The sequence below is a fragment of the Salmonella sp. 2020_1395 genome, from assembly GCF_043848115.1.
In the GTDB taxonomy this organism is placed as follows: Bacteria; Pseudomonadota; Gammaproteobacteria; order Enterobacterales; family Enterobacteriaceae; genus Salmonella; species Salmonella enterica.
Map to the genome: position 1 here is coordinate 1 of NZ_JBCMFH010000020.1, position 18,649 is coordinate 18,649.

The 18,649-nt window shown below is 53.5% G+C and carries 19 protein-coding genes and 3 pseudogenes; 19 read left to right on the top strand and 3 right to left on the bottom strand.

What is annotated here, in order from left to right; genetic code table 11:
* A pseudogene (locus ACH0WD_RS21905) lies at positions 1-128 on the bottom strand (phage tail protein); the annotation flags it as partial.
* 66 nt (positions 129-194) lie between these two features.
* Here ACH0WD_RS21905 and ACH0WD_RS21910 point away from each other — a divergent pair.
* The 19 genes and pseudogenes from ACH0WD_RS21910 to ACH0WD_RS22000 form a co-directional block, all read left to right on the top strand.
* On the top strand, positions 195-788 hold the full coding sequence (locus ACH0WD_RS21910) for a recombinase family protein (RefSeq protein ID WP_001749283.1): 594 nt from the start codon (positions 195-197) through the stop codon (positions 786-788).
* A gap of 59 nt (positions 789-847) precedes the next feature.
* Positions 848-2,038 (top strand): phage tail sheath protein, encoded by a 1,191-nt coding sequence (locus ACH0WD_RS21915; RefSeq protein WP_001286716.1) that lies wholly within the window; start codon positions 848-850, stop codon positions 2,036-2,038.
* A gap of 12 nt (positions 2,039-2,050) precedes the next feature.
* Positions 2,051-2,569: a phage major tail tube protein gene (locus tag ACH0WD_RS21920; protein WP_001251408.1), complete on the top strand. Its 519-nt coding sequence runs from the start codon at positions 2,051-2,053 to the stop codon at positions 2,567-2,569.
* 55 nt (positions 2,570-2,624) lie between these two features.
* Entirely contained in the window at positions 2,625-2,900 is a 276-nt protein-coding gene (locus ACH0WD_RS21925; protein WP_001031303.1) for a phage tail assembly protein, read from the top strand.
* On the top strand, positions 2,897-3,052 hold the full coding sequence (locus tag ACH0WD_RS21930; RefSeq protein ID WP_000143830.1) for a GpE family phage tail protein: 156 nt from the start codon (positions 2,897-2,899) through the stop codon (positions 3,050-3,052). Before ACH0WD_RS21925 ends, ACH0WD_RS21930 begins: the two co-directional genes overlap by 4 nt.
* Positions 3,045-5,492, top strand: coding sequence for a phage tail tape measure protein (locus ACH0WD_RS21935; protein WP_001749285.1), 2,448 nt, complete (start codon positions 3,045-3,047; stop codon positions 5,490-5,492). Before ACH0WD_RS21930 ends, ACH0WD_RS21935 begins: the two co-directional genes overlap by 8 nt.
* Positions 5,493-5,506: 14 nt before the next feature.
* Complete coding sequence (locus ACH0WD_RS21940) at positions 5,507-5,986, top strand: phage tail protein (RefSeq protein WP_000978897.1); 480 nt, start codon at positions 5,507-5,509, stop codon at positions 5,984-5,986.
* Positions 5,986-7,149 (top strand): phage late control D family protein, encoded by a 1,164-nt coding sequence (locus tag ACH0WD_RS21945; RefSeq protein ID WP_001749286.1) that lies wholly within the window; start codon positions 5,986-5,988, stop codon positions 7,147-7,149. The genes ACH0WD_RS21940 and ACH0WD_RS21945 overlap by 1 nt, the downstream gene beginning before the upstream one ends.
* A gap of 81 nt (positions 7,150-7,230) precedes the next feature.
* Complete coding sequence (gene ogrK / locus ACH0WD_RS21950) at positions 7,231-7,449, top strand: prophage transcriptional regulator OgrK (RefSeq protein WP_000468308.1); 219 nt, start codon at positions 7,231-7,233, stop codon at positions 7,447-7,449.
* A gap of 236 nt (positions 7,450-7,685) precedes the next feature.
* Entirely contained in the window at positions 7,686-8,588 is a 903-nt protein-coding gene (fieF, locus tag ACH0WD_RS21955) for a CDF family cation-efflux transporter FieF (protein ID WP_001077325.1), read from the top strand.
* Between the two features lie 184 nt (positions 8,589-8,772).
* Positions 8,773-9,735 carry a 6-phosphofructokinase gene (pfkA, locus tag ACH0WD_RS21960; protein WP_000591793.1) on the top strand — a complete coding sequence of 321 codons (963 nt, stop codon included), beginning with the start codon at positions 8,773-8,775 and terminating at the stop codon, positions 9,733-9,735.
* 203 nt (positions 9,736-9,938) lie between these two features.
* Positions 9,939-10,928, top strand: a complete 990-nt coding sequence (locus ACH0WD_RS21965) for a sulfate ABC transporter substrate-binding protein (protein ID WP_000758720.1) — start codon at positions 9,939-9,941, stop codon at positions 10,926-10,928.
* A 100-nt stretch (positions 10,929-11,028) separates the two neighbouring features.
* Positions 11,029-11,784: a CDP-diacylglycerol diphosphatase gene (locus ACH0WD_RS21970; protein WP_000750756.1), complete on the top strand. Its 756-nt coding sequence runs from the start codon at positions 11,029-11,031 to the stop codon at positions 11,782-11,784.
* A gap of 262 nt (positions 11,785-12,046) precedes the next feature.
* Positions 12,047-13,381: an MFS transporter gene (locus ACH0WD_RS21975; protein ID WP_000777314.1), complete on the top strand. Its 1,335-nt coding sequence runs from the start codon at positions 12,047-12,049 to the stop codon at positions 13,379-13,381.
* Between the two features lie 10 nt (positions 13,382-13,391).
* Positions 13,392-14,351 carry an aminoimidazole riboside kinase gene (locus ACH0WD_RS21980; RefSeq protein WP_000646487.1) on the top strand — a complete coding sequence of 320 codons (960 nt, stop codon included), beginning with the start codon at positions 13,392-13,394 and terminating at the stop codon, positions 14,349-14,351.
* A gap of 9 nt (positions 14,352-14,360) precedes the next feature.
* Complete coding sequence (locus tag ACH0WD_RS21985) at positions 14,361-15,401, top strand: ADP-ribosylglycohydrolase family protein (protein ID WP_000557874.1); 1,041 nt, start codon at positions 14,361-14,363, stop codon at positions 15,399-15,401.
* 62 nt (positions 15,402-15,463) lie between these two features.
* Complete coding sequence (locus tag ACH0WD_RS21990) at positions 15,464-16,186, top strand: GntR family transcriptional regulator (protein ID WP_001535809.1); 723 nt, start codon at positions 15,464-15,466, stop codon at positions 16,184-16,186.
* A 97-nt stretch (positions 16,187-16,283) separates the two neighbouring features.
* A pseudogene (locus ACH0WD_RS21995) lies at positions 16,284-16,409 on the top strand (hypothetical protein); the annotation flags it as partial.
* A gap of 51 nt (positions 16,410-16,460) precedes the next feature.
* Positions 16,461-16,601 (top strand): annotated as a pseudogene (locus ACH0WD_RS22000) (CDP-diacylglycerol diphosphatase); the annotation flags it as partial.
* A gap of 89 nt (positions 16,602-16,690) precedes the next feature.
* On the opposite strand, the gene ACH0WD_RS22005 reads toward ACH0WD_RS22000, so the two are convergent.
* Together ACH0WD_RS22005 and lsrK are read right to left on the bottom strand one after the other, a co-directional pair.
* Positions 16,691-17,041, bottom strand: coding sequence for a cupin domain-containing protein (locus tag ACH0WD_RS22005; RefSeq protein ID WP_001173086.1), 351 nt, complete (start codon positions 17,039-17,041; stop codon positions 16,691-16,693).
* Between the two features lie 13 nt (positions 17,042-17,054).
* A complete protein-coding gene (lsrK, locus tag ACH0WD_RS22010) occupies positions 17,055-18,647 on the bottom strand; it encodes an autoinducer-2 kinase (RefSeq protein WP_000113082.1) in 1,593 nt (530 codons plus the stop codon).
* Between the last annotated feature and the right edge of the window lie 2 nt (positions 18,648-18,649).

Sequence of the window (18,649 nt, forward strand, 5' to 3'; positions counted from 1 at the left end):
AGTGTAATGGTAGTCGATGTTACCGCGCCGATAGTTCTCGCAAATTGTTTTTTGTCCGGAATATCGCCGCCATTCTGCGATTTTTGCAGTGCACCCGCAGCGAGATTTATCGTTTCTCCTAAACCAACGTTTATGAAAATGCAGAGATAACGGGCAACTGGCATCATCTCCGGTTTTTATTCAGGGGGATGCTCATGCTTATTGGCTATGTACGCGTGTCAACAAATGACCAGAACACGGAATTGCAGCGTAATGCGCTGGAGTGTGCAGGATGTGAGCTGATTTTTGAGGATAAAATCAGCGGCACGAAGTCTGACCGACCGGGACTGAAAAAACTGCTCAGAACATTATCAGCAGGTGACACTCTGGTAGTCTGGAAGCTGGACAGGCTGGGGCGTAGTATGCGGCATCTGGTCATTCTGGTTGAGGAACTGCGCGAACGCGGCGTTAATTTTCGCAGCCTGACAGATGCTATTGATACCAGCACGCCGATGGGGCGTTTTTTCTTTCATGTGATGGGTGCCCTGGCTGAAATGGAACGAGAACTCATTGTCGAGCGGACACGCGCCGGACTGGAAGCGGCCAGAGCTAAAGGTCGTATTGGTGGCAGACGTCCGAAGCTCACCGCGAGTGAGTGGGAACAGGCAGGACGGTTGCTGGCTGCGGGTGAATCACGTCAACGCGTGGCGCTGATTTTTGATATTGGCCTGTCCACGCTCTATAAAAAATTCCCCTCATCAGCGACAAAGAATAAATTGTGTCATCCCTTAGCCAACCGGGACAAATAGCCTGACATCTCCGGCACAACTGAAAATATCACTCACCCATTAACCACGGAGTTAAACGGATGAGTGACTATCATCACGGCGTGCAGGTGCTGGAGATTAACGACGGCACCCGCGTCATTTCCACCGTATCCACCGCCATTGTCGGCATGGTCTGCACGGCCAGCGATGCGGATGCGGAAACCTTCCCCCTCAATAAACCGGTGCTGATTACCAATGTGCAGAGTGCAATTGCAAAGGCCGGTAAAAAAGGCACGCTGGCGGCATCGTTGCAGGCCATCGCTGACCAGTCAAAACCGGTCACCGTTGTCGTGCGCGTGGAAGACGGCACCGGCGATGACGAAGAAACGAAGCTCGCGCAGACCGTTTCCAATATCATCGGCACCACCGACGAAAATGGTCAGTACACCGGACTGAAAGCCCTGCTGGCGGCGGAGTCGGTAACCGGTGTTAAACCTCGCATTCTCGGCGTGCCGGGACTGGATACCAAAGAGGTGGCTGTTGCACTGGCATCAGTCTGTCAGAAGCTGCGCGCTTTCGGGTATATCAGCGCATGGGGCTGTAAAACTATTTCCGAGGTGAAAGCCTACCGTCAGAATTTCAGCCAGCGTGAGCTGATGGTCATCTGGCCGGATTTCCTCGCATGGGATACGGTCACCAGTACCACCGCCACCGCGTATGCCACCGCCCGTGCGCTGGGTCTGCGCGCTAAAATCGACCAGGAGCAGGGCTGGCATAAAACGCTGTCCAATGTCGGGGTGAACGGTGTTACCGGCATCAGCGCATCTGTATTCTGGGATTTGCAGGAGTCCGGCACCGATGCTGACCTGCTTAACGAGTCAGGCGTCACAACGCTGATTCGCCGCGACGGTTTCCGCTTCTGGGGTAACCGTACCTGCTCCGATGACCCGCTGTTCCTCTTTGAAAACTACACCCGCACCGCGCAGGTGCTGGCCGACACGATGGCTGAGGCGCACATGTGGGCGGTGGACAAGCCCATCACCGCAACGCTGATTCGCGACATCGTTGACGGCATCAATGCCAAATTCCGTGAGCTGAAAACAAACGGCTATATCGTGGATGCGACCTGCTGGTTCAGCGAAGAATCCAACGATGCGGAAACCCTCAAGGCCGGAAAACTGTATATCGACTACGACTATACCCCGGTGCCTCCTCTCGAAAACCTGACCCTGCGCCAGCGTATTACCGATAAATATCTGGCAAATCTGGTCACCTCGGTTAACAGCAATTAAGGAGCCTGACCGATGGCAATGCCGCGCAAACTCAAGTTAATGAACGTCTTTCTGAACGGCTACAGCTATCAGGGCGTCGCAAAGTCCGTCACGCTGCCAAAACTGACCCGTAAGCTCGAAAACTATCGCGGTGCGGGGATGAACGGCAGCGCACCGGTAGACCTCGGCCTTGATGACGATGCGCTGTCAATGGAGTGGTCGCTCGGTGGTTTCCCGGATTCGGTTATCTGGGAACTTTACGCTGCAACTGGTGTGGATGCCGTGCCGATTCGTTTTGCAGGCTCTTACCAGCGTGACGATACCGGCGAAACGGTGGCCGTTGAAGTGGTCATGCGTGGACGTCAGAAAGAAATCGACACCGGCGAGGGTAAACAGGGAGAAGACACCGAGTCGAAAATCTCCGTGGTCTGCACCTATTTCCGGCTGACGATGGACGGTAAGGAGCTGGTCGAAATTGACACCATCAACATGATTGAGAAGGTGAACGGCGTCGACCGGCTGGAGCAACACCGCCGCAATATCGGCCTGTGATTTTCATCCGGTCAGCCAGGCTGACCGGTAACCCCGATTCAGAAGTGAGAAAACCATGAACAAAGAAAATGTCATTACCCTGGACAATCCGGTCAAACGTGGTGAGCAGGTTATCGAACAGGTCACGCTGATGAAACCCAATGCCGGGACGCTGCGCGGTGTCAGTCTGGCTGCGGTCGCGAACTCCGAAGTCGATGCACTGATTAAGGTGCTGCCGCGCATGACGGCACCGATGCTGACCGAGCAGGAAGTCGCCGCGCTGGAACTGCCTGACCTTGTGGCTCTGGCCGGTAAGGTGGTCGGTTTTTTGTCGCCGAACTCGGTGCAGTGACGTTTCCGAAAAATCTCTCGGTCGATGACCTGATGGCGGATGTGGCTGTGATATTTCACTGGCCGCCATCAGAACTGTATCCCATGAGCCTGACCGAACTCATCACATGGCGCGAAAAGGCGCTCCGGCGAAGCGGAAACACGAATGAGTAACAATGTAAAATTACAGGTATTGCTCAGGGCTGTTGACCAGGCATCCCGCCCGTTTAAATCCATCCGCACAGCGAGCAAATCGCTGTCGGGGGATATCCGGGAAACACAAAAATCACTGCGCGAGCTGAACGGTCACGCATCCCGTATTGAGGGATTTCGCAAGACCAGTGCACAGCTCGCCGTGACTGGTCATGCACTTGAAAAGGCACGGCAGGAGGCCGAAGCCCTTGCCACACAGTTTAAAAACACCGAACGTCCGACCCGTGCTCAGGCGAAAGTGCTGGAATCCGCAAAGCGTGCGGCGGAGGACTTACAGGCGAAATATAACCGCCTGACGGATTCCGTTAAACGCCAGCAGCGGGAACTGGCCGTTGTGGGAATTAATACCCGCAATCTTGCACATGATGAGCAGGGACTGAAAAACCGTATCAGTGAAACCACCGCACAGCTTAACCGTCAGCGTGACGCGCTGGCGCGTGTCAGTGCGCAACAGGCAAAACTTAACGCAGTAAAACAGCGTTATCAGGCCGGAAAGGAACTGGCCGGAAATATGGCCTCAGTGGGCGCTGCCGGTGTGGGGATTGCGGCGGCGGGAACGATGGCCGGAGTTAAGTTGCTGATGCCCGGTTATGAGTTTGCGCAGAAAAACTCAGAATTGCAGGCCGTGCTCGGAGTGGCAAAAGATTCCGCCGAAATGGCAGCACTACGCAAACAGGCGCGCCAGCTCGGCGACAATACCGCCGCCTCAGCGGATGATGCGGCCGGTGCACAGATAATCATCGCGAAAGCGGGTGGGGATGTTGATGCCATTCAGGCGGCAACGCCGGTCACGCTGAATATGGCGCTGGCGAACCGCCGCACGATGGAAGAAAACGCCGCCCTGCTGATGGGGATGAAATCCGCCTTTCAGCTTTCAAACGATAAGGTCGCTCATATCGGGGATGTTCTCTCCATGACGATGAACAAAACCGCCGCCGATTTTGACGGCATGAGCGATGCGCTGACCTATGCCGCACCTGTGGCAAAAAATGCCGGTGTCAGCATTGAAGAAACCGCCGCAATGGTCGGGGCGCTGCATGATGCAAAAATCACAGGCTCAATGGCGGGGACGGGAAGCCGTGCCGTGTTAAGCCGCCTGCAGGCACCGACGGGAAAAGCATGGGATGCACTCAAAGAGCTTGGAGTGAAAACCTCAGACAGCAAGGGAAACACCCGGCCAATATTTACCATTCTGAAAGAAATGCAGGCCAGTTTTGAGAAAAACCGGCTCGGTACTGCCCAGCAGGCTGAATACATGAAAACTATTTTCGGGGAGGAGGCCAGCTCAGCCGCCGCCGTGCTGATGACTGCCGCCTCAACCGGAAAGCTGGACAAACTGACCGCTGCGTTTAAAGCCTCAGACGGGAAGACCGCAGAGCTGGTAAATATCATGCAGGACAATCTCGGCGGTGACTTTAAGGAGTTTCAGTCCGCTTATGAGGCGGTGGGGACTGACCTGTTTGACCAGCAGGAAGGCGCACTGCGTAAGCTCACGCAGACGGCCACAAAGTATGTGTTAAAACTCGACGGTTGGATCCAGAAAAACAAATCACTGGCGTCAACCATCGGCATCATTGTCGGTGGTGCACTGGCACTGACTGGTGTCATCGGTGCCATTGGCCTCGTAGCCTGGCCGGTTATCACCGGCATTAATGCCATCATCGCGGCAGCAGGCGCAATGGGGGCAATCTTCACGACGGTTGGCAGTGCTGTTATGACGGCCATCGGGGCGATTAGCTGGCCGGTTGTGGCCGTGGTGGCCGCAATTGTCGCCGGGGCGTTGCTTATCCGTAAATACTGGGAGCCTGTCAGCGCATTCTTTGGCGGTGTGGTGGAAGGGCTGAAAGCGGCATTTGCGCCGGTGGGGGAACTGTTCACGCCACTTAAGCCGGTGTTTGACTGGCTGGGCGAAAAGTTACAGGCCGCGTGGCAGTGGTTTAAAAACCTGATTGCCCCGGTTAAAGCCACACAGGACACCCTGAACCGTTGCCGTGACACGGGCGTCATGTTCGGGCAGGCACTGGCTGACGCACTGATGCTGCCGCTTAATGCGTTCAACAAACTGCGCAGTGGTATTGACTGGGTACTGGAAAAACTCGGTGTCATCAACAAAGAGTCAGACACACTTGACCAGACCGCCGCCAGAACTCATGCCGCCACGTATGGCACCGGTGGTTATATTCCGGCGACCAGCTCTTATGCAGGCTATCAGGCTTATCAGCCGGTCACGGCACCGGCTGGCCGCTCTTATGTGGACCAGAGTAAAAACGAATATCACATCAGCCTGACGGGTGGTACTGCACCGGGGACACAGCTTGACCGCCAGTTACAGGATGCGCTCGAAAAATACGAGCGGGATAAACGTGCGCGCGCCCGTGCCAGCATGATGCATGACGGTTAAGGAGGTGACGAAAAATGATGCTCGCGTTAGGTATGTTTGTTTTTATGCGCCAGACGCTGCCACACCAGACCATGCAGCGTGAATCAGATTATCGCTGGCCGTCAAATTCCCGTATCGGTAAACGGGACGCTTTTCAGTTTCTCGGTGTGGGTGAGGAAAACATCACGCTGGCCGGTGTGCTTTATCCCGAACTGACCGGCGGCAAGCTGACGATGACCACGCTCAGGCTGATGGCAGAGGAGGGGCGGGCGTGGCCGTTGCTGGATGGCACCGGCATGATTTACGGCATGTATGTCATCAGCAGGGTGAGTGAAACAGGGAGTATTTTCTTTGCAGACGGCACACCCCGGAAAATTGATTTTACGCTGTCACTCACCCGCGTTGATGAATCACTGGCCGCGCTTTATGGCGATATCGGTAAACAGGCGGAATCGCTCATCGGTAAGGCCGGCAGTATGGCGACCAGATTCACAGGTATGACGGGGGCGGGATAATGCTGGATGCGCTGACATTTGATGCAGGCAGTACGCTGACGCCGGATTACATGCTGATGCTCGACAGCAGGGATATTACCGGCAATATCAGCGACCGTCTGATGAGCATGACCCTGACGGATAACCGGGGCTTTGAGGCTGACCAGCTTGATATTGAACTGAACGATGCCGACGGGCAGGTCGGGCTGCCGGTTCGTGGCGCTGTCCTGACGGTGTATATCGGCTGGAAAGGTTTTGCCCTGGTATGCAAAGGGAAATTTACCGTTGATGAGGTTGAACATCGGGGCGCACCGGATGTAGTCACCATCCGCGCCCGGAGTGCAGATTTTCGCGGGACGCTCAATTCCCGCCGGGAAGGCTCCTGGCATGACACCACGCTCGGTGCGATTGTTAAGGCGATAGCCACCCGTAACAGGCTGGAAGCCAGTGTCGCTCCGTCACTGGCCGGAATAAAAATTCCACACATCGACCAGTCGCAGGAGTCTGATGCGAAATTCCTGACCCGTCTTGCAGAACGCAACGGCGGTGAGGTGTCGGTAAAAATGGGAAAACTGTTGTTTCTCAAAGCGGGGCAGGGAGTGACGGCCAGCGGTAAAAAAATCCCGCAGGTCACCATAACCCGCAGCGACGGCGACCGCCATCATTTTGCGATTGCTGACCGTGGAGCCTATACCGGCGTAACGGCAAAGTGGCTTCACACCAAAGACCCGAAGCCGCAAAAGCAGAAGGTAAAACTGAAACGCAAAAAGAAAGAAAAACACCTGCGCGCACTGGAGCACCCGAAAGCGAAACCAGTCACGCAGAAGAAAGCGCCAAAAGCGCCGGAAGCGCGCGAAGGTGAATACATGGCCGGTGAGGCTGACAATGTTTTTGCCCTGACCACGGTATATGCCACGAAAGCGCAGGCCATGCGCGCCGCTCAGGCGAAGTGGGATAAACTGCAACGGGGCGTTGCGGAGTTCTCCATCAGCCTGGCTACCGGTCGGGCAGATATTTACACGGAAACACCGGTTAAGGTGTCAGGCTTTAAGCGCGTCATAGACGAGCAGGACTGGACAATCACTAAGGTGACACATTTTCTGAATAATAGCGGCTTCACGACGTCCTTGGAGCTTGAGGTCAGGCTTTCTGATGTGGAGTACGAAACAGAAGATGATGAGTGATGTGGTTTATTTATCTGTTTGTTTTATAAGGATAAATTAACTAAAATAGCACCATCAACAAAACCGGAAGAGGTGCTCGCGATGTTTCATTGTCCTTTATGCCAGCATGCCGCACATGCGCGTACAAGCCGCTATATCACTGACACGACAAAAGAGCGTTATCACCAGTGCCAGAACGTGAATTGCAGCGCCACGTTCATCACGTATGAGTCGGTACAGAGATACATCGTGAAGCCGGGAGAAGTCCACGCCGTAAGGCCGCACCCGTTGCCGTCAGGGCAGCAAATTATGTGGATGTGATCACAAAAATAGCCCCTCAGTTGAGGGGCTTTATTTATGGTCGATGTGGACGCTATGTGGACAGTGGTTGACATAAATCCATTTATATCATCAGGTTAGGTGCTTTTTTGTGACACCATCCCTGTCTTCCCCCACATGATGTGGGGGTTTTTTTTATCTCCAGTTTGTCATTCTGTTATTAGCTTACTGTTTTAAACCATCCGTTATACTACCGGCAGAAGATAGCGGGAGTATTTATGAATCAAACCTATGGACGGCTGGTTAGCCGGGCGGCTATCGCGGCAACGGCGATGGCATCAGCGTTACTTTTGATCAAAATTTTGGCGTGGTGGTATACGGGATCGGTGAGTATTCTGGCGGCGTTGGTGGACTCGCTGGTGGATATTGCCGCGTCATTGACGAATTTGTTGGTCGTGCGTTATTCGCTGCAACCCGCAGATGATGAACACACGTTTGGGCACGGTAAAGCGGAGTCGCTGGCGGCGCTGGCGCAAAGTATGTTTATTTCCGGTTCGGCGTTGTTTCTGTTTTTGACCAGTATCCAGAATCTGATTAAGCCGACGCCAATGAACGACCCCGGCGTGGGGATTGGCGTTACCGTCATCGCTCTGATATGCACTATTATACTGGTCACGTTTCAGCGCTGGGTGGTACGCAAGACCCAAAGTCAGGCGGTACGGGCGGATATGCTTCATTATCAGTCTGATGTTATGATGAACGGAGCGATTCTTATCGCGCTGGGGTTATCCTGGTACGGTTGGCATCGTGCGGATGCCCTGTTTGCGTTAGGTATCGGCATCTATATTTTGTATAGCGCGTTGCGTATGGGGTATGAGGCGGTGCAGTCATTATTGGATCGCGCGCTGCCCGATGCGGAACGACAGGAAATTATTGATATCGTGACGTCATGGCCGGGAGTCAGCGGCGCGCACGATCTCCGCACGCGGCAGTCAGGGCCGACTCGCTTTATTCAGATTCATTTGGAAATGGAAGATAATCTGCCGCTCGTTCAGGCGCATTTTGTGGCTGACCAGGTAGAGCAGGCGATTTTGCGGCGTTTTCCGGGTTCAGATGTCATTATTCATCAGGATCCCTGTTCAGTCGTCCCCAGGGAAGGCAGGAAGTTCGAGCTTGTATAATTGATTGTTAAAAAGTGAGCCAGGCCAGCATTTTGTGTATAAATTACCGCCATTTGGCCTGACCTGAATCAATTCAGCAGGAAGGGATTGTTATACTATCTGTATATTCGTTGGATCGTTTCGAAGTGCGAAATCGGCTTCCGGCAATAGATTTCATTTTGCATTCCAAAGTTCAGAGGTAGTCATGATTAAGAAAATCGGTGTGTTGACAAGCGGCGGTGATGCGCCGGGCATGAACGCGGCAATCCGCGGTGTTGTGCGCGCAGCGTTGACGGAAGGGCTGGAAGTCATGGGCATTTATGACGGCTATCTGGGCCTGTATGAAGATCGTATGGTGCAGCTTGACCGTTACAGCGTATCTGACATGATCAACCGTGGCGGTACTTTCCTCGGTTCTGCCCGTTTCCCGGAATTCCGTGACGAAAATATTCGCGCTGTCGCGATCGAAAACCTGAAAAAACGCGGTATCGATGCGCTGGTAGTTATTGGCGGCGACGGTTCTTATATGGGTGCAAAACGTCTGACTGAAATGGGCTTCCCGTGCATCGGTCTGCCAGGCACTATCGATAACGACATCAAAGGCACCGACTACACTATCGGCTATTTCACTGCTCTCGGCACTGTAGTGGAAGCGATTGACCGTCTGCGTGACACCTCCTCTTCTCACCAGCGTATCTCTATCGTTGAGGTGATGGGCCGTTATTGCGGCGACCTGACGTTGGCGGCGGCTATTGCTGGCGGCTGTGAGTTTATCGTGGTGCCGGAAGTTGAATTTAATCGCGAAGATCTGGTGGCCGAAATCAAAGCCGGGATCGCGAAAGGGAAAAAACACGCTATCGTCGCTATTACTGAGCATATGTGCGATGTTGACGAACTGGCGCACTTTATTGAAAAAGAAACGGGCCGTGAGACGCGTGCGACGGTGCTCGGCCACATTCAGCGCGGTGGTTCCCCGGTACCTTACGATCGCATTCTGGCTTCCCGTATGGGCGCGTATGCTATTGACCTGCTGCTGGAAGGCCATGGCGGTCGTTGTGTCGGTATCCAGAACGAGCAGCTTGTTCATCATGACATCATCGATGCGATTGAAAACATGAAGCGTCCGTTCAAAAGCGACTGGATGGAGTGCGCGAAAAAACTGTACTGATTGTTTTTGCGCGCCTGATGGCGCTACGCTTATCAGGCCTACAGGTTGCAGAAACGTGTAGGCCGGATTAGGCGTTAGCCGCCATCCGGCAATCCCTCAGATTTATTCCTCGAAGTTATAGCCAATCTTTTTTTATTCTTTAATGTTTGGATCTCTTTCTGGCACGCTTTGCTCATCACAACACAACATAAGCGAGTCGGGCGATGAAAAAGTGGGGCGTGGGGTTCACATTATTGCTGGCGTCAACCAGCCTTCTGGCAAAGGATATTCAGTTACTTAACGTATCATACGATCCAACGCGTGAGCTGTACGAGCAGTACAACAAAGCGTTTAGCGCGCACTGGAAGCAGGAAACCGGCGACAACGTCGTGATCCGCCAATCGCACGGCGGTTCGGGTAAACAGGCGACTTCCGTCATTAACGGCATTGAAGCCGATGTCGTGACGCTGGCGTTGGCTTACGATGTGGACGCTATTGCGGAACGTGGTCGTATCGATAAAAACTGGATTAAGCGTCTGCCGGATAACTCAGCACCTTACACCTCCACCATCGTTTTCCTGGTCCGCAAAGGCAATCCAAAACAAATTCATGACTGGAACGATCTGATTAAACCCGGTGTGTCGGTGATTACGCCAAACCCGAAAAGCTCTGGCGGCGCCCGCTGGAACTATCTGGCGGCATGGGGCTACGCCCTGCACCACAACAATAACGATCAGGCCAAAGCGCAGGACTTTGTCAAAGCCCTGTTTAAAAACGTTGAAGTGCTGGACTCCGGCGCGCGCGGCTCAACCAATACTTTCGTTGAACGCGGTATCGGTGATGTGCTGATTGCCTGGGAAAACGAAGCGCTACTGGCGACGAATGAACTGGGTAAAGATAAATTCGAGATAGTGACCCCGAGTGAATCTATTCTCGCAGAGCCGACCGTTTCCGTGGTCGACAAAGTGGTGGAAAAGAAAGACACCAAAGCGGTAGCGGAAGCGTATCTCAAGTATCTCTACTCGCCGGAAGGGCAGGAGATAGCAGCGAAAAACTTCTACCGTCCGCGCGATGCTGACGTGGCGAAAAAATACGACGATGCGTTTCCGAAGCTGAAGCTTTTCACCATTGACGAGGTGTTTGGCGGCTGGGCGAAGGCGCAAAAAGATCACTTCGCTAATGGCGGTACGTTCGACCAAATCAGCAAACGCTAAACCGTTTATAAACCCGGTAACGTATTATGTTACCGGGTTTTTTCTTTGCCACAATTTTGCGTTACTCTTCCCCGTCTATGGGTCACAGGGAACGCATATCATGAAAAAAACAGGCTACTTTTTACTGGCGGTGATAGTGATTGTCGCCGCGGCGGGCGTCGGTTACTGGAAATTTTCCGGCAATCCTGATGCATTACGGGAAATCGTGCTTGAACAGTGCCTGCCCGATCAGTTACAGCATCAAAACCCAGCGCCGTGCGCGGAAGTCAAACCTCGCGCCGGCTATGTCGTCTTTAAAGATCGTCACGGTCCATTGCAATATTTATTGATGCCCACCTACCGTATCAACGGTACAGAAAGCCCGCTATTGCTGGAACCCGCTACGCCCAACTTTTTCTGGCTGGCCTGGCAGGCTCGCGGCTATATGAGTAAAAAATACGGGCATGATATTCCGGATAGCGCGGTCTCGCTGGCGATTAATTCGCGGCTTGGTCGTTCACAGGACCATTTGCATATCCATATTTCTTGCATCCGTCCTGACGTTCGGGAGCAACTGGATAACGATCTCACGCGCATCAGCACTCGCTGGCTTCCGCTGCCGGGCGACCTGATGGGGCATGAATACCTGGCGCGCCGGGTAACCGAGAGCGAACTGGCGCAGCGTAGTCCGTTTATGATGCTGGCGGAAGAGGTGCCGGAAGCGCGCGATCATATGGGACGCTATGCGCTGGCGGTGGTACGCCAAAGCGATGGCTCTTTTGTCCTGCTGGCGACCGAGCGTAATTTACTGACCTTCAATCGCGCATCGGCGGAAGAGATTCAGGACCATAGTTGCGCCATTTTGTCTTCCCGCTGATTTTCGTTACACCCCCTGCTCATTATCTTATTGATTCTTATCCCGGTTTAAAACCGGGGTAAGATCGTGTCTATAAAAATATGTGAAACCGATCAAAAGATATAAAGGTATACCTTTATATCTTTTTATGGTTAGTTACACTCTCTTCATAGCCTCCATAGATTGTCTGGTGGATGGCTTATATAAAAACGTTTTTATTTCATGTAGTGACATCATTAATTGTTCACCAGATTTGCGCTGCTAAGCGTAAAGGAATATCAACATGAAACTTTCTATCGTGGAAAAAATCGGCTTCGGCGCGGGAGATATGGCGATAAACGTTGTGATTATCGCCATGCAGCTGCTCCTCGCCTATTTCTATACCGATATCTACGGCCTGAGCGCCGCTGATGTTGGCGTACTGTTTGTGGTTGTGCGGATGATTGATGCCATTATCGATCCGGCCATGGGGGTCCTGACCGATAAACTGAACACGCGCTGGGGGCGTTACCGCCCGTGGCTGCTGTGGTTTGCCATTCCTTTTGGTTTCGCCGTGTATTTGATGTTTATTACGCCTGACATGGCTTATATGGCCAAGCTGGCGTGGGCCTATGGCACCTATATTCTTATGACCCTGGTCTATACCGCGATCACCATTCCCTATATTTCGATGATTGGCGTGATTACCAGCGATCCCGTCGAACGGTTAAGCGCCAACGGCTATCGCTTTGTGATGACCAAGATTGCCGCTTTCCTGGTGACTATCGTCGTACCGATGCTTGCCGTCTGGCTGGGGCAGGGCAACAAGGCGCTGGGTTACCAGTTTTCCATGGGGCTGATGGGGGCGATGGGCGCCTTGCTGTTTATCTTCTGTTTTCTTACCACGCGTGAACGCAGCGAGCCGGAAATTACCTCGTTATCGGTGGGGAAACAGTTTAAATATCTGTTACGTAACGATCAGTGGATTATTCTCGGCGTTGTTATTCTGCTGCTGATGTGCGGTTATGTTATTCGCGGTTCCGTTGCCGCTTATTACGCCAAGTATTATCTGAACGGCGGAGATAGCCTGATTTCACCCTTCCTGACCACCGGCGTCGTTGCCTCTATTTTAGCGATGATCGCCACCACCTGGATAACTAAATTCTGGGACAAAATTAAGATGTTCCGCTACACCCAGATTATTACTTTTATCCTGAGCGCGCTGATGTATTTCTCCGTCGGGCGTGAAAATCTTATCCTGGCGTTTGCGTTCTATTTTCTTATTAATTTCTTCTGCGATATGCAAATGCCGGTGTTCTGGTCCTCTATCGCCGAAGCGGTGGATTACGGCGAAAAGAAAACCGGTCTGCGCGTTTCCGGGTTGGCGTTTGGCGGCATCCTCTTCTTCCAGAAGTTTGGGATGGGGATCGCGGGCGGGATACTCGGATTCCTGCTGAGCCACTTTGGCTATCAGGCCGATGTTGAACAGAGCGCACGTTCGCTCACCGGTATTGCGCTGATGATGACGCTCATTCCGGCTCTGTTTCACCTTGCGGTTGGGCTGCTTATGAAAAAGTATCTGATTAACAACGAATATTATCGTGATATTCAGCTCGCCCTGGCGCAGAAACAGGCATAAGGAGGCGCAAATGAAGGCCATGAATAAGGTTTGGGTTATCGGCGATGCCTCCGTTGATCTGGTGCCGGAAAAACAGAACAGCTATCTGAAATGCCCCGGCGGAGCGTCGGCGAACGTGGGGGTATGCGTTGCCAGGCTGGGCGGAGAGTGCGGTTTTATTGGCTGTCTTGGCGACGATGACGCCGGTCGCTTCCTGCGCCAGGTTTTCCAGGATAACGCTGTGGATGTCACGTTTCTAAGGCTGGATGCGGCCCTGACCAGCGCGGTGCTGATCGTTAACCTGACGGCTGATGGGGAGCGTAGTTTTACCTATCTGGTGCATCCAGGTGCCGATACCTACGTTTCGCCGCAGGATTTGCCGCCGTTCAGGCAGCACGAATGGTTTTACTTCAGCTCAATTGGCCTCACCGACAGGCCCGCTCGCGAGGCGTGCCTTGAGGGAGCGAGAAGAATGCGTGAAGCGGGTGGTTACGTACTGTTTGACGTCAATCTGCGCAGCAAAATGTGGGGGAATACTGATGAAATCCCTGAACTGATCGCCCGGTCCGCCGCGCTGGCTTCTATCTGCAAAGTCTCGGCAGATGAGCTGTGCCAGCTCAGCGGGGCCAGCTACTGGCAGGATGCGCGTTATTACCTGCGCGATCTGGGCTGCGACACTACCATCATTTCGCTGGGGGCCGATGGCGCGCTGTTGATTACCGCCGAGGGGGAGTTCCATTTTCCCGCACCACGCGTCGATGTCGTCGATACCACCGGGGCAGGCGATGCTTTTGTCGGCGGCCTGCTGTTCACCCTTTCCCGCGCAAATTGCTGGGATCATGCCCTGCTGGCGGAAGCCATCAGCAATGCCAACGCCTGCGGCGCTATGGCGGTGACGGCAAAAGGCGCAATGACCGCTCTGCCGTTTCCTGAGCAGCTAAACACTTTTCTTTCCAGCCATTCGCTGGCACAAGCCATGACCGTGAAATAAGGAGTCATCATGCACGTTGATCAAAACAAAATACTGGGATGCCTGGTGGGCGCCGCCGCCGCGGACGCGATGGGAGCCGCGACGGAAGTACGCACCCAGCAGCAAATAAAAGACTATTTTGGCGGCTGGGTGACGACCTTTCAAAAACCGCCAGCAGACACGTTTGGCCGCTGCAACGAAGCGGGGATGTGCACGGATGATTTTATTCAGGCGAAGTACATCATGGATGCGCTGCTGCGCCATCAATGCCAGGTCAGCGACGAGGCGATGCGCGAGGCTTTTCAGCAGTGGCTGGATTATCCTTTCTACGCCAACTTTACCGGTCCGACGACGCGTGCGGCAATGAAAGCGATATTTAATGATAATCGCGCCTCTTTGCAGGGCGAGCTGGAAGGCGAAAAACAATCGGTACAGATCATTAATAAGGGTAATGCGGAGGCAACGAACGGCGCCGCCATGAAGATTTGGCCAGCGGCGGTTCTGCATCCGGGCGATATCGACGCGGCGATTGACTGCGCGCTACAGATTTGCCGCTTTACCCATAATAACGTGCTGGCAATGTCCGGCGCGGCGGCGATGGCGGCGGCAACCAGCGAGGCGTTAAGAGCGCAGACCAATGCAGACAGCATTATTGCTGCCGGTATTTACGGCGCGCAAAGAGGCTATCTGCTGGCGCAGGAGCAAGGGGCGATGATGGTGGCAGGTCCTTCCGTTGCCCGACGCATTGAGCTGGCCGTGGATATCGGTAAACGTCATCGCCATTGGGAAACGGCGGTGGTGGAACTTGCTGATATTATTGGCTCCGGACTGCACGTGAGTGAAGCGGTGCCGGCGGCCTTTGGCCTGTTCGCGTGTTGTCCGAATTCTGCCGTAGATGCTATTATCTCCGGCGTTAATATCGGCAATGATACTGATACTGTCGCCACCATGGTTGGGGCGATTTCCGGCGCATTCCATGGCGTGGAGGCTTTTCCCGCCGATTATTTAACGACTTTGGATCGTATGAATCATTTCGATTTGGCAGAACTGGCCAGGCAAATCGCAGGGTAGCGACTTCACCCTGCCGGGGACGGTAAAACGTCCCCTGCTGGCGAAGACGTGAGGTGCGCAGCTTGCAGGTTGATAAAACGAGCTTTACTCCGCTTTATAAGCAACTATTTTTTATCATCTGTCAGCAGATCCAGAACGGGTCTTTGCCTTTGGGTAGCCAACTACCGACGCAAAAAGAGATCGCCAGAGCCTACAACGTCTCGCTGATTGTGGTTAAACAGGCCTGGAGCGAATTAATCAATGCGGGCATTATTTCCTCCCAGCGCGGGAGTGGTTCGGTGGTGTGCTCGGTGCCGGAAGGCGTGAGCTACGGGCACACGTTTCGCGGTATTACCCGCGATCTCCAGGACGCCAGCGTGGCGATTGAGAACCGTATTCTGGAAATCGCGCCGCGCCGCGCGCGCGACGCTCAGGCAGACGGCTTGAGCCTGCCCGCACAGCATCACTATCTCTATATTTCGCGTATTCGTTGCCTGAATAACCGTCCATTTAACCATGAGAAAATTTATCTCGATCTTAGCTTCTTTCCCGATCTGCAACTCACACCGCAGGCGCTGGAGCATACGTCGCTTTATTCGTTATTAAACGTCACAAGCGACTCGGCGATAGAAAAAGTTGAGGCGATTTTACCTTCCGCTGACCTGTGCGAAAAATTGCAAATCGCCGCCAATAAACCGCTGTTATCCGTCGCCAGACAGACGTTTCAGGCCGGGAAGGACAGCCCTTTTGAGTATTGCCGCTATTACGTGCTGTCTGAATACTTTGGTGAAATTCATTATCACTGATCTGTCCGCTTAATCCTGCGATAACCCCACCATATCTGGCGTTTACCTGCCTGACTGTCCGTCGTATTCTTGCTGAAAAAATCGTCAGGAGACAGGTATGTCGCTCTGGTTGCCCCATCCTCTGTTCCTTCCTTTCATCATGGTTGGCGTTACTATCCTTCTGTTGGCGACTTCGCTACTGCCGGAGTTTATGACCGCACTGCTATTTTTTGCTGCTGTGGTGGCGATGGGACCAGGGAAAGTTCCTGCGCGGGCGGGGATGCTGTGATGTATCGCGCTGGCGGTGATACGCCAAAGCGATGGCTCTTTTGTCCTGCTGGCGACCGAGCGTAATTTACTGACCTTCAATCGCGCTTCTGCCGAGGAAATTCAGGATCATCAGTGTGATATCTTGAACCAACAGGTCATCAAATGACAGCTTGATATTGCATTAACGAATGCCGTTTGGAGGCCGGACAAGGCTCTCGTGGCGCTATCCGGCAAAATCTGGCGATGGCGCGGGCGTTACCAGGCCGGTGGATCTGCGGGGTGGCTGTCATTTTCCAGATGCGGCGATTTAATAAACACGCCTTTCCAGGGTTTATCGCCGTTATTAATGAGATAATGCGCCTCCCCAGGTTCGCACTGTAAAACATCTCCAGTTTGCAGGATATGAGGTGTTCCTTCCAGATACAGGCACACTTCACCGCTTAGGGTATAAAAAACCTCACAAGCGGTATTATGGCGATGGTTAGGGAATGACTGCCCTGGTTGTAGTATGACGACGCCCATATCGCAGCCCGGCCCACGGATTAAGTATTTAGGGCCATTATCGCCAAAGCGGTATTGATGATTCTTCTCATTCGTTTTTTGCATGCTTATTCTCCTGTTACAGGCCTGGCGCTTTCCAGAGGGATGTCGTTAAGCCACCATCGACCAGCGCGCGTTGATCCTGATAAACGGCCTGCCATTTTTCTCTGGCCTGCTGATAGACAGCGAAATTTTCAGGATTAGGTTTATGCTCCCGATCCCAGCGCACTAGCTTTTCTCCCGTTTCCGCCAGCGATGGCCAGATACCCACGCCAACGCCTGCGGCAATAGCGCACCCTAGCGCGGTAGCTTCTTTGACGACAGGTACGTGAACGGTGAGTCCCGTAACGTCGGCAAGGATTTGGCTCCATAATTTGCCTTTAGATCCTCCGCCGGCAAAAACCAGCGAGTCGGCCTGTACGCCGGAAAACGCGGCAATTTGCTGTAAATTGCAGGCGGAAACAATGGCGGCATTCTCTTCCAGCGCGCGAAATAGGGTCGCTTTATTACACTTTTCAGGATCGATAGACAGATTGATAAACGACGGCGCGGCATGGTACCAGCGTTTAAAACGCATAACGTCAGAGAAGATGGGCATCACACCGTGCGCGCCGGGAGGCACCCGGCTGGCCATATCTTCCAGCAGGGAATACGCATCAATACCTAACCTTTCAGCGATTAGTTTTTCCTCGGCGCAAAAGGCGTCGCGGAACCAACGCATCGTTAACCCAGTAAAAAAGCTAATAGACTCGGTTTGTACCATACCGGGGATCACATGAGGATTGATGCGAACGTTCATGTTTGGGTCGGTGACCGGCGCGGGAAGATTGACGACCTGTTGCCAGAAGGTTCCGCCCAGCACGGCCGTTTGCGCCGGGCGTACGACGCCCAGCCCCAGACAGCCTAACTGCACATCGCCGCCGCCAACGATGACCGGCGTACCCGCTTGCAGGTCGCACTGTTCAGCCGCTTTCTGTGAAATGTGACCGAGCAGCGTCCCGGTTTCTTTTACCGGCGAGAGAATGTCAGAACGCAGGCCCGCCATCTGTAACAGACTACGTTTCCAGTTGCGGGTCACCAGATCCAATAACCCCGTCGTGCCTGCGTTGGAGGGATCGACCGCCAGTTCGCCGCTGAGCATAAAGGCCATCCAGTCGCTGATCATAGTGACGGTTGACGCGCGATGATAAATATCCGGACGATGGTGGGCAAGCCAGAGCAGACGCGGAATAGCGCTGAGCGCCAGCGTTTGCCCGGAGCAACGATAAACTTCCTCCTCAAAGGTGTTATCGTGCAGCTCTTTTAATTCACTGACTTCGTGCGCCGCGCGGGCGTCAACATTAGCGCAGGCCCAAATTGGTTCGCCGTTACTGTCATAAATAACAATGCCTTCACGCATCGAGCAGGCCGATACGGCAGCGATAGCCGTTGCAGGGATGGCGGCTTTCTGTAGTGCCTGACGGATACACTGGCAAGCCAGTTGCCAGTTTTTGGCAAGATCAAACTCCATCGAACCAGGCACATCCGGCACGGCCAGATGCTGCCATTCCGCTTGACCGACAGCTATTTGCTTTCCTTGTAGATCAAAAATTACTGCTCTGACGCTACCGGTACCGGCGTCAAGAGCCATCAGGTAATGTCCTGATTCAGTATGGGTACAGAGTCGAGCCATTT

Bases quoted from the DNA above. Each gene is read 5' to 3' on its own strand.
- ACH0WD_RS21910 (WP_001749283.1), top strand. From the start codon at position 195: ATGCTTATTGGCTATGTACGCGTGTCAACAAATGACCAGAACACGGAA.
- ACH0WD_RS21915 (WP_001286716.1), top strand. From the start codon at position 848: ATGAGTGACTATCATCACGGCGTGCAGGTGCTGGAGATTAACGACGGC.
- ACH0WD_RS21920 (WP_001251408.1), top strand. From the start codon at position 2,051: ATGGCAATGCCGCGCAAACTCAAGTTAATGAACGTCTTTCTGAACGGC.
- ACH0WD_RS21925 (WP_001031303.1), top strand. From the start codon at position 2,625: ATGAACAAAGAAAATGTCATTACCCTGGACAATCCGGTCAAACGTGGT.
- ACH0WD_RS21935 (WP_001749285.1), top strand. From the start codon at position 3,045: ATGAGTAACAATGTAAAATTACAGGTATTGCTCAGGGCTGTTGACCAG.
- ACH0WD_RS21940 (WP_000978897.1), top strand. From the start codon at position 5,507: ATGATGCTCGCGTTAGGTATGTTTGTTTTTATGCGCCAGACGCTGCCA.
- ACH0WD_RS21945 (WP_001749286.1), top strand. From the start codon at position 5,986: ATGCTGGATGCGCTGACATTTGATGCAGGCAGTACGCTGACGCCGGAT.
- ogrK (WP_000468308.1), top strand. From the start codon at position 7,231: ATGTTTCATTGTCCTTTATGCCAGCATGCCGCACATGCGCGTACAAGC.
- fieF (WP_001077325.1), top strand. From the start codon at position 7,686: ATGAATCAAACCTATGGACGGCTGGTTAGCCGGGCGGCTATCGCGGCA.
- pfkA (WP_000591793.1), top strand. From the start codon at position 8,773: ATGATTAAGAAAATCGGTGTGTTGACAAGCGGCGGTGATGCGCCGGGC.
- ACH0WD_RS21965 (WP_000758720.1), top strand. From the start codon at position 9,939: ATGAAAAAGTGGGGCGTGGGGTTCACATTATTGCTGGCGTCAACCAGC.
- ACH0WD_RS21970 (WP_000750756.1), top strand. From the start codon at position 11,029: ATGAAAAAAACAGGCTACTTTTTACTGGCGGTGATAGTGATTGTCGCC.
- ACH0WD_RS21975 (WP_000777314.1), top strand. From the start codon at position 12,047: ATGAAACTTTCTATCGTGGAAAAAATCGGCTTCGGCGCGGGAGATATG.
- ACH0WD_RS21980 (WP_000646487.1), top strand. From the start codon at position 13,392: ATGAAGGCCATGAATAAGGTTTGGGTTATCGGCGATGCCTCCGTTGAT.
- ACH0WD_RS21985 (WP_000557874.1), top strand. From the start codon at position 14,361: ATGCACGTTGATCAAAACAAAATACTGGGATGCCTGGTGGGCGCCGCC.
- ACH0WD_RS22005 (WP_001173086.1), bottom strand. From the start codon at position 17,041: ATGCAAAAAACGAATGAGAAGAATCATCAATACCGCTTTGGCGATAAT.
- lsrK (WP_000113082.1), bottom strand. From the start codon at position 18,647: ATGGCTCGACTCTGTACCCATACTGAATCAGGACATTACCTGATGGCT.